Source organism: Streptomyces sp. Tue6028 (assembly GCF_002300165.1).
Taxonomy (GTDB): domain Bacteria; phylum Actinomycetota; class Actinomycetes; order Streptomycetales; family Streptomycetaceae; genus Streptomyces; species Streptomyces siamensis.
Genome location: NZ_MLCE01000010.1, coordinates 202837 through 216064, shown reverse-complemented (window position 1 = coordinate 216064; position 13228 = coordinate 202837). Strand labels below are relative to the sequence as shown.

Genomic DNA, 13228 nt, shown 5'->3' with positions numbered 1-13228 from the left:
TGGAGCCCATGAACGTCATGCTCTTTCACTCCACCTACGGGCTGCGGCCGGCGGTGCGCGCCGCGGCGGACCGGCTGCGTGCCGCGGGGCACGAGGTGTGGACGCCCGACCTCTTCGAGGGCCGCACCTTCGACACCGTGGAGGAGGGAATGGCCTTCAACGAGGAGATCGGCAAGGACGAGCTCCTCAAGCGCGCCGTGCTCACCGCCGCGCCCTACTCCGAGCGCGGCCTGGTGTACGCGGGCTTCTCCCTCGGCGCGTCGATCGCGCAGACCCTCGCCCTGGGCGACGAGAAGGCCCGGGGACTGCTGCTCCTGCACGGCACTTCGGACATCGCGGAGAGCGCCTCGGTGGACGAGCTGCCGGTCCAGCTGCACGTCGCCGAGCCGGACCAGTTCGAGACGGACGACTGGCTGAGCGCCTGGTACCTGCAGATGCGCAGAGCCGGCGCGGACGTCGAGGTCTACCGGTATGCCGGCGCGGGCCACCTGTACACCGACCCCGACCTGCCGGACTACGACGCCGAGGCGGCCGAGGCCACCTGGAAGGTGGCGCTCGGCTTCCTCGACAGCCTGTAGAGCGGCGGCGGGAGCCGGTCCGGCGGCGTCCCGGGGAGCTCCCCGGTCAGCGCGGAGAGCGTCAGCGGCCCGGAGAGCTCCGTCGGCCCGCGGAGCTCTCCGGACAGCGCCGTCGGCACGGCGTCACACCGGGTCGTACGTCCGCTCCACCTTCTGCGTACCGCTGCGCGTGCGGTATGAACGGACCCAGGACGCGGTCGCGTTCGGGTCCGTGCGGTCGGAGAGCACGTAGTAGTCCATCTGTGCGCGGGCACTCGTGATGTCCAGGACGCCGAAGCCGTGGCGGTCGGTGTCGACCCAGTGGACATGCCGGTTGGCCGCGCGGATGATCGGCGACGCCACGGCCGAGACGGTGCCCTCCGGGACCTTGACGATGTCGTCGAGGTTGTCGGAGGAGACCGAGGTGACCACGAACTCGGTGGCGGCGGAGGCGGACAGCGGGTACGTACCCGCGTCGACCGGCACGTCGTTGGCCCAGGCCATGTGGATGTCGCCGGTGAGGAAGACGGTGTTGCGGATCGCCTGGGAACGCAGGTGCGCGAGCAGTTCGCGGCGGTCGTCCGTGTAGCCGTCCCACTGGTCGGTGTTGAGGGCGATGCCCTCCTGCGGCAGCCCGAGCAGCTTGGCGAGCGGCTTGAGCAGATCGGCGGGGAGCGAACCCACCGCGAACGGCGAGATCATCACCGAGTTGCCGACCAGACGCCAGGTGGTGTCCGAGGCCTTCAGCCCCGACTTCAGCCAGTCGAGCTGGGCCCGGCCGGTGAGCGTACGGTCCGGGTCGTCCACCGAGCCGCTGGCCGTGGAGGCCTGCTGCGAGCGGAAGGAGCGCAGGTCCAGCAGCGAGAGGTCGGCGAGCTTGCCGAAGCGCAGCCGGCGGTAGGTGGTGCCCTCGATGGCGGGACGCACCGGCATCCACTCGAAGTAGGCCTGCTTTGCGGCGGCCTGACGGGCCGACCAGGTGCCCTCGGCGCCCTCGGTGTGGTTCACGGCGCCGCCCGACCAGGCGTTGTCGGCGAACTCGTGGTCGTCCCAGATCGCGACGACCGGCGCCTTGTGGTGCAGGGCCTGGAGGTCCGGGTCCGTCTTGTAACGGCCGTGCCGGGTGCGGTAGTCGGCGAGGGTGAGGATCTCGTTCGCGGGGGCGTGCGGCCGGACGACCTTGCCGCGCGCCGCGTACTCGCCCGACTTGTACTCGTAGATGTAGTCGCCGAGGTGCAGCCAGGCGTCCAGGTCGCCGCGGGCGGCCAGGTGGCGGTACGGGGAGAAGTAGCCCGCCTCCCAGTTGGCGCAGGACACCACGCCGAAGCGCAGCCCGGCCACGGAGGCGTCGCCGGCGGGCGCGGTGCGGGTGCGGGCGGCGGGGGAGTCGGTGCCGCCGGCGGAGAAGCGGAACCAGTAGTCCGTGGCGGGTTCCAGACCGCGGATGTCCGCCTTGACGGTGTGGTCCGAGGCGGCCGTCGCGGTGGTGGTGCCCTTGGCGACGATCGTGCCGAACGCCTTGTCCTTGGCGACGGTCCAGCTGACCTCGGTGTCCGGGCCGAGCCCGGAGCCGGGTATCGCCTCCGGGGTGGGCGTCACGCGGGTCCACAGCAGGATGCCGTCGGGCAGCGGGTCGCCGGAGGCGACGCCGTGCAGGAAGGCGGGTGCCTCGTCGGCGGCCCGGGCGGGCAGGGCGGCCGCCAGCGGGGCGGCGAGGACGGCGGTGGCGGCCGCGGCCTTGACGACCGTGCGGCGGCGCGGGGCGCGGGAGTTGAGGGCGCCCGAGGAGTCGGATGATCTGAAGCGACTGGTCACGAGCGATCAGGTTACCGATCGGTACAAGCCAAGAGCGGGCGAACTGGCAAAAGTTCGCCCGCTCTTCGAGAGCCGGTCGTTCAACGCACCCGTGAGGGGCAGCCGATGGCTCCGGTCCCGGTCTCCCACCGGCACCGGAACCGGTGACTCAGGCCTTGAGCGCCGCCTCGATCGCCGTGGTGAACTCGGCGGTCGTCATCGGCGCGTTCTTGCCGTCGGAGCCGGTGAGCTTCTTGCCGTCCATCACCAGGCTCGGCGTGCCGTCGACGCCGTCCTTGTTGGTGTTGAAGGTCTGCGACATCGCGAGGGCCCAGGAGTCGTACGTGCCGTCCTTGACGGCCTTCTGGAACGCCGTGTTGTTCTTGAGCGCGCCGACCGTGTCCGCCACCTTGATCAGGTAGTCGTCGCTCTTGAACTTGTCGTCCGTCTCCTCGGGGTGGAACTTCGCCGAGTACAGCGCGGTCTTGTACTCCAGGAAGGCTTCGGGGCTGACGTTCAGCGCGGCGCCCAGGGCGCTCATCGCGTTCTTGGAGCCTTCGCCGCGGGAGCCGATCTGGATCTTGCCGCTCTTGTCGGAGTCGCCGTCCAGGAATGTGCCGCCGATGAACTGGATCTTGAACTTGCCGGCGTCGAAGTCCGACTTCAGCGTCGAGCCCACGGTCTGCTCGAACTGCGCGCAGATCGGGCAGCGCGGGTCCTCGTACAGCTTCAGGGTCTTCTTCGCGGTGCTCTTGCCGAGGACGACCGTCGTGCCGTTCGTGCCCGTGGTGTTGGCCGGAGCCACCACCTTGTCGTCACTGGCGGTCTCCCAGTAGGTGGGCTTGTCGTTCTGCACGACCGCGTAGCCGACACCGCCGGCGATCGCGAGGACGGCGACGAGGGAGCCGGCGACGACGGCCTGCCGCCTGATCTTCTCGCGCTTGGCCTGACGCTCGCGTTCGAGGCGCAGCTTCTCACGGGCGGCCGACTTCGCCGCCTGGCTGTTCCGCTTGCTCATAGTGGTGATCTCCATGGGGGACGCGCACATGTCGTACGCGGATACGTAAAGGGGACTGCTTGTGCTCCGGGGCGTCGGCCCGGGAGCGGTCGCTCAGACGAGAACGAGTGAGCGGGGCGGTCCCCGTCGTCCCAGGGAGTGCACGAACAGACGCGTGCGGGTGAAGGCCGCGCGGTGCGCGGTGCGCGGCAGCCGGCGCGCCGGAGCGAGCCGCACGGTCACCGCGGCGACCGCGATCAGCAGCGGCCGGAAGGTCGAGGCGCCCACCGCGCGCAGCAGTTGGGCGAGGGCCCGCTCGCCGCGGCGCAGCCAAGCGGCGGCGACGAGTCCGACGGTGACGTGCGCGCCGAGCAGCAGCCAGGCGGCGGTCGGGTCGGTGTGCGCGAGCAGCGTCGCCGCCCGGTCGCCGTGGTCGCCGGTCACCCGGGCCAGCGGGGCGCCGACGCTGCCGCCGCCGCACAGCACGTCGAGGCCGACCGAGCGCAGCGGGCCGGCGACCGGACCGCCGGCCCGGCCGTAACAGACGTGCTGGCCCGTGGTGAACACGGTGTCCGCGGCCAGTTCCAGCGGGATCAGCAGGGCGGCGATCCGCCCGAAGCCGCGCTCGCGGCCGGCCAGCGCGAACGCGATGACGAAGACGGCGGCGGCGATCGCGGCGACGGTGGCGAGCGGCAGCGGAGCCCGGGACAGCAGGACGTGCGACGCGGTGGAGAGGGTCACGACGACAGCCGTGAACAGCACCGCGCGCACGGCTCTGAGTGGGATCCCGGACAAGTCCATAGCGCAGAGAGTCTCCCACGTGCTCCCGTAAGAGTCCCCTAAAGGATTCCCATGAATCACGGGAGCGCCGTGGGAGCGGGCCGGAGCCCTACAGCCCCGGGATGCGGCCGTTGCGGAAGAGGTCCACGAAGATCTGGTGGTCGGCACGCGCCCGTGCGCCGTAGCTGTGGGCGAAGTCCACCAGGAGAGCTGCGAAGCCGTCCTCGTCGGCCGCGATCGCGGCGTCGATGGCCCGCTCCGTGGAGAACGGGACCAGCTCCGAGTGGCCGCTCTCGTCGTCCGCCGCCGCGTGCATCGTGGCCGTGGCCCGGCCGAGGTCCGCGACGACCGCCGCGATCTCCTCGGGGTCGTCGATGTCGCCCCAGTCGAGGTCCACCGCGTACGGCGACACCTCGGCGACCAGCTGGCCCGCGCCGTCCAGCTCGGTCCAGCCCAGCCACGGGTCGGCGTGCGCCTGGAGCGCCCGCTGGGAGATCACCGTGCGGTGGCCCTCGTGCTGGAAGTACTCGCGGATCGAGGAGTCCGTGATGTGGCGGGAGACGGCGGGGGTCTGGGCCTGCTTGATGTAGATCACGACATCGTTCTCCAGGGCGTCGCTGTTGCCCTCGAGGAGGATGTTGTACGACGGGAGGCCGGCCGAGCCGATGCCGATCCCGCGGCGCCCGACGACGTCCTTCACGCGGTACGAGTCCGGGCGGGCCAGCGAGGACTCCGGCAGCGTCTCCAGGTAGCCGTCGAAGGCGGCGAGCACCTTGTAGCGGGTGGCCGCGTCCAGCTCGATGGAACCGCCGCCCGGCGCGAAGCGGCGCTCGAAGTCGCGGATCTCGGTCATGGAGTCGAGCAGCCCGAAGCGGGTCAGCGAGCGCGCGTCACGCAGCGCGTCCAGGAGCGGCCCCTCCGCGGTGTCCAGCGTGAAGGGCGGCACCTCGTCGCTCTTGGCGCCGGTCGCGAGGGCGTGGATGCGCTCGCGGTAGGCCGCCGCGTACACCGTGACCAGTTCGGTGATCTGCTCGTCGCTGAGCGCCTTGGCGTAGCCGACGAGGGCCACGGAGGCCGCGAAGCGCTTGAGGTCCCAGGTGAACGGGCCGACGTAGGCCTCGTCGAAGTCGTTCACGTTGAAGATCAGGCGGCCCTGGGCGTCCATGTACGTGCCGAAGTTCTCGGCGTGCAGGTCGCCGTGGATCCACACACGCGCGGTGCGGTCGTCCAGGTACGGGCCGCCGCGCTTGTCGGCGTCGAGGTCGTGGTAGAAGAGGCACGCCGTGCCCCGGTAGAACGCGAAGGCGGAGGCCGCCATCTTGCGGAACTTCACGCGGAACGCGGCCGGGTCGGCGGCCAGGAGCTCGCCGAAGGCGGTGTCGAAGACGGCGAGGATCTGCTCGCCGCGTTGCTCGTCGCTGAGCTGCGGGACCGACATCGCTGGGTGCCTCCTGGTGCAGGTGATGCGTGACATGGGGCCGGCGCACCGTCCCCGTGGACAAGGGGTCCAGCCATCCCAACGGACGGCGGACCACGGGAGTGCCCGGAATCCGGCGGCGACGGTGCCGCGGCTTACGGGTACCCCGCATGAAGGTACGTGTGATCCTCCGCGGAGTGTCAGTGGCCCGGCATAGACTTCGACGCTGACCCCCCAGACTGTCCGCAGCCTGTCGACGATTGTTCTCCTTGGAGGCCGAAGCCGTGTCGAAGCCGCCGTTCACGCACCTGCACGTCCACACCCAGTACTCGCTGCTGGACGGTGCCGCGCGGCTCAAGGACATGTTCAATGCCTGCAATGAGATGGGCATGACGCACATCGCCATGAGCGACCACGGCAACCTCCACGGGGCGTACGACTTCTTCCACACGGCGAAGAAGGCGGGCGTCACGCCGATCATCGGCATCGAGGCGTACGTCGCTCCGGAGTCCCGGCGCAACAAGCGCAAGATCCAGTGGGGCCAGCCGCACCAGAAGCGCGACGACGTGTCCGGTTCGGGTGGTTACACGCACAAGACGATCTGGGCGGCGAACAAGACGGGCCTGCACAACCTCTTCCGCCTCTCCTCCGACGCGTACGCCGAGGGCTGGCTCCAGAAGTGGCCGCGCATGGACAAGGAGACGATCTCCCAGTGGTCCGAGGGGCTCATCGCCTCCACCGGCTGCCCCTCCGGTGAGCTGCAGACGCGGCTGCGCCTCGGCCAGTTCGACGAGGCCCTGAAGTCGGCCGCCGAGTACCAGGACATCTTCGGCAAGGACCGGTACTTCCTGGAGCTGATGGACCACGGCATCGAGATCGAGCGCCGGGTCCGTGACGGCCTCCTGGAGATCGGCAAGAAGCTCGGCATCCCGCCCCTGGTGACGAACGACTCGCACTACACGTACGCGCACGAGGCGACCGCGCACGACGCCCTGCTGTGCATCCAGACCGGCAAGAACCTCTCCGACCCGGACCGCTTCCGTTTCGACGGCACCGGCTACTACCTGAAGTCCACGGACGAGATGTACGCGGTCGACTCCTCGGACGCCTGGCAGGAGGGCTGTGCCAACACCCTCCTGGTGGCCGAGCAGATCGACACCACCGGCATGTTCGAGGCGAAGAACCTCATGCCGAAGTTCGACATCCCCGAGGGGTTCACCGAGGTCACCTGGTTCAAGGAGGAGGTCCGCCTCGGTATGGAGCGCCGCTTCCCGGGCGGCATCCCCGAGGACCGCCAGAAGCAGGTCGAGTACGAGATGGACGTCATCATCCAGATGGGGTTCCCCGGCTACTTCCTCGTGGTCGCCGACTTCATCATGTGGGCCAAGAAGCAGGGCATCGCGGTCGGCCCGGGCCGTGGTTCGGCGGCCGGTTCGATCGTCGCGTACGCCATGGGCATCACCGACCTCGACCCGATCCCGCACGGCCTGATCTTCGAGCGGTTCCTCAACCCCGAGCGCGTCTCCATGCCCGACGTCGACATCGACTTCGACGAGCGTCGGCGCGTCGAGGTGATCAGGTACGTGACGGAGAAGTACGGCGCCGACAAGGTCGCCATGATCGGCACCTACGGCAAGATCAAGGCCAAGAACGCGATCAAGGACTCCGCGCGCGTGCTGGGCTACCCGTACGCGATGGGCGACCGCCTCACCAAGGCGATGCCCGCCGACGTCCTCGGCAAGGGCATCGACCTCAGCGGCATCACCGACTCCTCGCACCCGCGCTACAGCGAGGCCGGCGAGATCCGCGCGATGTACGAGAACGAGCCGGATGTGAAGAAGGTCATCGACACCGCCAAGGGTGTCGAGGGCCTGGTCCGGCAGATGGGCGTGCACGCCGCCGGCGTCATCATGTCCAGCGAGCCCATCGTCGACCACGCCCCGGTCTGGGTGCGGCACACGGACGGCGTGACGATCACGCAGTGGGACTACCCGCAGTGCGAGTCGCTCGGCCTGCTGAAGATGGACTTCCTCGGCCTGCGCAACCTGACGATCATGGACGACGCCGTCAAGATGGTGAAGTCCAACAAGGGCGTCGATCTCGACCTGCTGGCCCTCCCGCTCGACGATCCGAAGACCTTCGAACTGCTCCAGCGCGGCGAGACCCTCGGTGTCTTCCAGTTCGACGGCGGCCCCATGCGCTCGCTGCTGCGCCTGATGAAGCCCGACAACTTCGAAGACATCTCCGCCGTCTCGGCGCTCTACCGTCCCGGCCCGATGGGCATGGACTCGCACACGAACTACGCGCTGCGCAAGAACAAGCTCCAGGAGATCACCCCGATCCACAAGGAGCTCGAAGAGCCCCTGGAAGAGGTCCTGGCGGTCACCTACGGCCTGATCGTCTACCAGGAGCAGGTGCAGAAGGCCGCCCAGATCATCGCCGGGTACTCGCTCGGCGAGGCCGACATCCTGCGCCGCGTGATGGGCAAGAAGAAGCCCGACGAGCTGGCGAAGAACTTCACCATCTTCCAGGCCGGCGCCCAGAAGAACGGCTACAGCGACGAGGCGATCCAGGCCCTGTGGGACGTGCTGGTCCCCTTCGCCGGCTACGCCTTCAACAAGGCCCACTCGGCCGCGTACGGCCTGGTCTCGTACTGGACCGCCTACCTGAAGGCGAACTACCCGGCCGAGTACATGGCCGGCCTGCTCACCTCGGTCAAGGACGACAAGGACAAGTCGGCCGTCTACCTGAACGAGTGCCGGCGCATGGGCATCAAGGTCCTCCCGCCGAACGTCAACGAGTCCCAGTCGAACTTCGCCGCCCAGGGCGACGACGTGATCCTCTTCGGCCTCTCCGCCGTCCGCAACGTCGGTACGAACGTGGTGGAGGCGATCATCCGCGGACGCAAGGCGAAGGGGAAGTACTCCTCGTTCCCCGACTACCTCGACAAGGTCGAGGCGGTCGTCTGCAACAAGCGCACCACGGAGTCGCTCATCAAGGCGGGCGCGTTCGACACCATGGGGCACACCCGCAAGGGCCTCACCGCGCAGTTCGAGCCGATGATCGACAACGTGGTCGCGGTCAAGCGCAAGGAGGCCGAGGGCCAGTTCGACCTGTTCGGCGGGATGGGCGACGACAGCGCGGACGAGCCGGGCTTCGGCCTCGACGTCGAGTTCACGACCGACGAGTGGGACAAGGCCTATCTGCTCGCCCAGGAGCGGGAGATGCTCGGCCTGTACGTCTCCGACCACCCGCTCTTCGGCCTGGAGCACGTCCTGTCCGACAAGGCGGACGCGGGCATCTCCCAGCTCACCGGCGGCGAGCACGCGGACGGCGCCGTGGTGACGATCGGCGGCATCATCTCGGGCCTCCAGCGCAAGATGACCAAGCAGGGCAACGCCTGGGCGATCGCGACGGTCGAGGACCTCGCGGGCTCCATGGAGTGCATGTTCTTCCCGGCCACCTACCAGCTGGTGTCGACCCAACTCGTCGAGGACGCGGTCGTCTTCGTCAAGGGCCGCCTCGACAAGCGGGAGGACGTGCCGCGCCTGGTGGCGATGGAGCTCCAGGTCCCCGACCTGTCGAACGCCGGCACCAACGCCCCCGTGATCCTCACCATCCCCGCGGTCAAGGTCACCCCGCCCATGGTCAGCCGCCTCGGTGAGATCCTCAGCCACCACAAGGGCGAGAGCGAGGTGCGCATCAGGCTCCAGGGCCCGCGCAGGACGACGGTGCTGCGGCTCGACCGGCACCGTGTGAAGCCGGACCCGGCGCTCTTCGGCGACCTCAAGGTGCTGCTCGGCCCGTCCTGCCTGGCGGGCTGATCACCCGGCCCGCACGGGGCGGGTGATCCGGCGGGCAGGGGCGGGTGATCCGGCCGGCACGGGCTGTCGCGCCCCGGAGGGGCACCGGGCCGGGCGACGGGACACACCGAGCAGAGCGACAAAGGGGGCGCATCCCAGCGGGATGCGCCCCTCAGTGTGTGCCGGGCTTCAACGGCCCGAACGCGCGGCCTCAGTTGTGGCCGAAGCGCTTCTGCTGCTTACGCGCAACATCCGCGGGGCTGCCCTGGGCGTGCGACATCGACGACTGCTGAGCTTCCGCCGAGGAACGCTGCGCCTGCTCGTGGGCCTGCTCGGCCTGCGAGGCGCGGTTCTGCTGGCCGCCCTGCTTGCGGTTCTTGTTCTTGGCCATGGTGATCTGCCTCCTGTGGGGGATCTAGGGGCCAGGGCCGCGACCAGATTCACATAGGCTGACAAGAGGCGCATTTCAGAGAATTACCGTGCGTAATAAGCCCTGTCGAGGGGTGATCCTCCGATACGCCACGCCGAAGATCGAGTTCCGGCCGTTAACCTCCGCGCGGTCGGGCAGACTCGAAGGAAGCCCGAAGCAAACCTCCCGGAGACCGGAAAGAGGGTGGACCGCGTGGACCGCTGCATCGTCCTGGTGGACGCCGGTTATCTGCTCGGGGCTGCTGCCAGTCTCCTGGCCGGGGAGCCGTCGCGATCCCGGATCACCGTCGACCACGCCGCCCTCATCCAGGGCCTGCGCGAGCGCGCCGAGTCCGACACGGAGCGGCCCCTGCTGCGCATCTACTGGTTCGACGGCGCCCCCGACCGCGTACCGCAGCCGGAACACCGCAGGCTGCGCGTGATGCCGCGGGTGACCGTCCGGCTGGGCGCACTGACCCGCAGCGACGGGCGGTGGGCGCAGAAGGGCGTCGACGCGGCCATGCACGCCGAGCTGACCGAGCTGGCGCGCAACCGCGCCTGCTCCGACGTGGTCCTGGTGACCGGCGACGGCGATCTGCTGCCGGGCATGATGGCCGCCAAGGAGCACGGAGTCGCCGTGCACCTGTGGGCCGTGCAGGCCGCCGACGGCGACTACAACCAGTCCGAGGACCTGGTGGCCGAGGCCGACGAGCGCCGCGTCCTCGACCGGGCCTGGATCACCAAGGCCGTACGGGCCAAGGAACTCGGCGGGATCTGCGCGCCGCCGCCCGCGCCGCGCCCCGAGATCGCCGCGATCCTGTCCGCCCCGCTGCCCGACGCGGCACTCGCGGCGGCCGCCGAACGGCCCGCCCCGGAGACCGAGCACCAGACGGCGGCCGAGCCGCGCAACGGCACCGAGGAGCGCGTCCCCACCCCCAAGGGCGTCCCCACGCCGAAGGACCTCGCCGCGCTGCGCGGGCCCGGCACCCAGCCCGCCCAGCACCCGGCGAGCGCGACGCTGCGCTGGTCCTCGGACAAGGGGTGGATCGACCGGCCCGGGGCCCCCGCGGAGCCGGCGGAGGCAGCCGCGCTGCCCACGCTCGCCCAGCTCACCACCGCCGAGCAGCGATGGGCCGACCGCGAAGAGGACATCACCACGGTCGGCGGCGACCCGTACGAGGTCGGACAGGTCTTCGCGCGCCGCTGGATGGCGCGTCTCACCGACCAGAATCATCTGCAGAAGCTGTCCACGATGTACCCGCGCATCCCGCACCGCGTGGACGGTGAGCTGCTGCGCTACGCGGCCCGGTTCGGCCTGCTCGCGCACAAGGACGACCAGATCGACGAGCACGACCGGTACGCGATCCGGGCCGGCTTCTGGCGGGAGATCGACGTGCGGACGGCCGCGGAGCACGCCCCCGCCGGGGAGTGAGCCGCGGCCCGCTCGGGGCCCGAGCCATGGCCCCGGACGCATAACGGGGCATCGGACCCCGTACCCTCGTCCTTCGTGAGTACGCGCACGGCACAGACGGTCCCGGACGGACACGAGGGCGACGTCGTGTGCGCGGTGCGCGGACTGACCAAGACCTATCCGCCGCTGCGCGGACACCGCGGCACCCCGTCGACGCCCGAGGTGCGGGCCACCGACGGCGTACGCCTGGACATCCGCCGTGCCGAGATCTTCGGACTGCTCGGACCCAACGGTGCCGGGAAGTCGACCCTCGTGCGGCAGCTGACCGGGCTCATGCGCCCCGACAGCGGCAGCGTCGAGATCCTCGGGCACGACATCGTGCGCCACCCCGACCGGGCGGCCCGCATCCTCGCCTACCTCGGCCAGGAGTCCACCGCGCTGGACGAGCTGACGGTGTCGCTTGCGGCCGAGACGACCGGGCGGCTGCGCGGACTCGACCTGCGGCAGGCGCGCTCGGAGCGCGACGCGGTACTCGACGAGCTGGGCCTCACCCCGCTGGCCTCCCGCCCCCTGAAGAAACTCTCCGGCGGGCAGCGGCGGCTCGCCTGCTTCGCCGCGGCGCTCGTCGGGGAGCGCCCGCTGCTGGTCCTCGACGAGCCGACCACGGGTATGGACCCGGTGGCCCGCCGTGCCGTCTGGGCGGCCGTGGACCGGCGCCGCGCCGAGCGCGGCACGACCGTGCTGCTGGTCACCCACAACGTCATCGAGGCCGAGACCGTCCTCGACCGGGTCGCCGTGCTCGACCGGGGCCGCGTCATCGCCTGCGACACCCCGGCCGGGCTCAAGGAGCGGGTGGCCGGCGAGGTGCGGGTCGAACTCGTGTGGCGTGAGCGCGCCCCGCTGGAGGTGCCCGAGGTCGCCGCGCTGCGTGCCCGTGCCGTCGAGTCGGGCCGCCGCTGGACCCTGCGCCTGGCCCCCGAGGAGGCCCGCGCGGCCGTCGCGACCGTCACCGGCGGCGCGGCCTTCGCGGCCCTCGACGACTTCACCCTGGCCACCCCGAGCCTGGAGGACGTGTACCTGGCGCTCGGGGGCAACACGCAGGGGCTGGTGAAGGCGTGAGTGCGCGGGACGCACGATCCGTACGTACCCTTCGAGGGCCCGCGGGTGCGCGGAACCCGGGGGAGACCGTGGGCGTTGGAATCAGGACGGCTGCCGAAGCGAAGGGAAGCAGCTCGACGTGAGTGTCGTACCCGCCGGAGTGCTGACGGGCAGTGCGCTGCCCGTGGCCGAGGACCCCGGTGCCGCCGTGGAGCTGGGGCCGCGTGCGCGGCTGTGGCCCTCGCTGGCCGCCGTGTACCGGGCGCAGCTCTCCCGGGCGCGTGTCGCGCGCATCCCGCTGCTGTTCGTGGCCACCTTCCAGTCCGTCGGGATCATGATCCTGATGCGCGGAGTGGTGGACGGCGGCGCCGAGGCGCGGGCCGTGGTCGCCGGGTCGTCGGTCCTGGTGGTCGCCTTCGTCGCGCTCAACCTCCTCGCGCAGTACTTCGGGCAGCTCAGGGCGAGCGGCGGGCTCGACCACTACGCGACGCTGCCCGTGCCGCCCGCCGCCGTCGTGCTCGGCGCCGCGGGCGCCTACGCGTCCTTCACCGTGCCCGGGACCATCGCCACCGCGGTCTTCGGCAGCGTGCTCTTCGGGCTGCCGATGGCCCACCTGTGGGTGCTCGCCGCGGTCATCCCGCTCGCGGGCGCCGCACTCGCGGGCCTCGGGGCCGCGCTCGGACTCCTCGCCCCGCGGCCCGAACTCGCCACTCTGCTCGGCCAGTTGGGGATGTCGGCGGCGCTGCTGCTGGGCGTGCTGCCGGCCGACCGGCTGCCCACGGTCGTGCAGTACGGCCGTGACCTGCTGCCCTCGACGTACGGCGTCGAGGCCTTCGCCCGCACCTTCGGGGCGCATCCCGACTGGACCGCGGTCCTCGTGGACCTGGCCGTCTGCGCGGGTGTCGGGGCGGTCTCGCTGGCCCTCGCCACCTGGGCGTACCGCCGGGCCGCCGTCCGGTGACG

Annotated in this window: 10 protein-coding genes; 5 read left to right on the top strand and 5 right to left on the bottom strand. The window is 70.6% G+C overall.

What is annotated here, in order from left to right:
- Nucleotides 1–8: 8 nt before the first annotated feature.
- Nucleotides 9–578, top strand: coding sequence for a dienelactone hydrolase family protein (locus tag BKI49_RS09105; RefSeq protein ID WP_095933693.1), 570 nt, complete (start codon nucleotides 9–11; stop codon nucleotides 576–578).
- 123 nt (nucleotides 579–701) lie between these two features.
- On the opposite strand, the gene BKI49_RS09100 is transcribed toward BKI49_RS09105, so the two are convergent.
- The 4 genes from BKI49_RS09100 to BKI49_RS09085 form a co-directional block, all read right to left on the bottom strand.
- Nucleotides 702–2372 carry an alkaline phosphatase D family protein gene (locus BKI49_RS09100; RefSeq protein WP_095933692.1) on the bottom strand — a complete coding sequence of 557 codons (1671 nt, stop codon included), beginning with the start codon at nucleotides 2370–2372 and terminating at the stop codon, nucleotides 702–704.
- Between the two features lie 148 nt (nucleotides 2373–2520).
- On the bottom strand, nucleotides 2521–3369 hold the full coding sequence (locus tag BKI49_RS09095; RefSeq protein WP_095933691.1) for a thioredoxin domain-containing protein: 849 nt from the start codon (nucleotides 3367–3369) through the stop codon (nucleotides 2521–2523).
- Nucleotides 3370–3462: 93 nt separating this feature from the next.
- Nucleotides 3463–4149, bottom strand: coding sequence for a hypothetical protein (locus BKI49_RS09090; protein ID WP_095933690.1), 687 nt, complete (start codon nucleotides 4147–4149; stop codon nucleotides 3463–3465).
- Between the two features lie 88 nt (nucleotides 4150–4237).
- On the bottom strand, nucleotides 4238–5566 hold the full coding sequence (locus BKI49_RS09085; RefSeq protein WP_028803173.1) for a DUF2252 domain-containing protein: 1329 nt from the start codon (nucleotides 5564–5566) through the stop codon (nucleotides 4238–4240).
- A gap of 263 nt (nucleotides 5567–5829) precedes the next feature.
- Between BKI49_RS09085 and dnaE the strand changes: the two genes are divergently transcribed.
- A complete protein-coding gene (gene dnaE, locus BKI49_RS09080) occupies nucleotides 5830–9369 on the top strand; it encodes a DNA polymerase III subunit alpha (protein WP_095933770.1) in 3540 nt (1179 codons plus the stop codon).
- A gap of 190 nt (nucleotides 9370–9559) precedes the next feature.
- Here the strand turns inward: dnaE and BKI49_RS09075 are convergent, their stop codons facing one another.
- Nucleotides 9560–9739 (bottom strand): hypothetical protein, encoded by a 180-nt coding sequence (locus BKI49_RS09075; RefSeq protein WP_095933689.1) that lies wholly within the window; start codon nucleotides 9737–9739, stop codon nucleotides 9560–9562.
- A gap of 231 nt (nucleotides 9740–9970) precedes the next feature.
- Between BKI49_RS09075 and BKI49_RS09070 the strand changes: the two genes are divergently transcribed.
- The 3 genes from BKI49_RS09070 to BKI49_RS09060 all read left to right on the top strand — a co-directional run bounded on the left by BKI49_RS09070 (nucleotide 9971) and on the right by BKI49_RS09060 (nucleotide 13226).
- Nucleotides 9971–11188 carry an NYN domain-containing protein gene (locus BKI49_RS09070; RefSeq protein ID WP_095933769.1) on the top strand — a complete coding sequence of 406 codons (1218 nt, stop codon included), beginning with the start codon at nucleotides 9971–9973 and terminating at the stop codon, nucleotides 11186–11188.
- Nucleotides 11189–11314: 126 nt separating this feature from the next.
- Nucleotides 11315–12286, top strand: a complete 972-nt coding sequence (locus BKI49_RS09065) for an ABC transporter ATP-binding protein (RefSeq protein ID WP_095933768.1) — start codon at nucleotides 11315–11317, stop codon at nucleotides 12284–12286.
- Nucleotides 12287–12404: 118 nt separating this feature from the next.
- Entirely contained in the window at nucleotides 12405–13226 is an 822-nt protein-coding gene (locus tag BKI49_RS09060; RefSeq protein ID WP_179332372.1) for an ABC transporter permease, read from the top strand.
- Nucleotides 13227–13228: the final 2 nt, after the last annotated feature.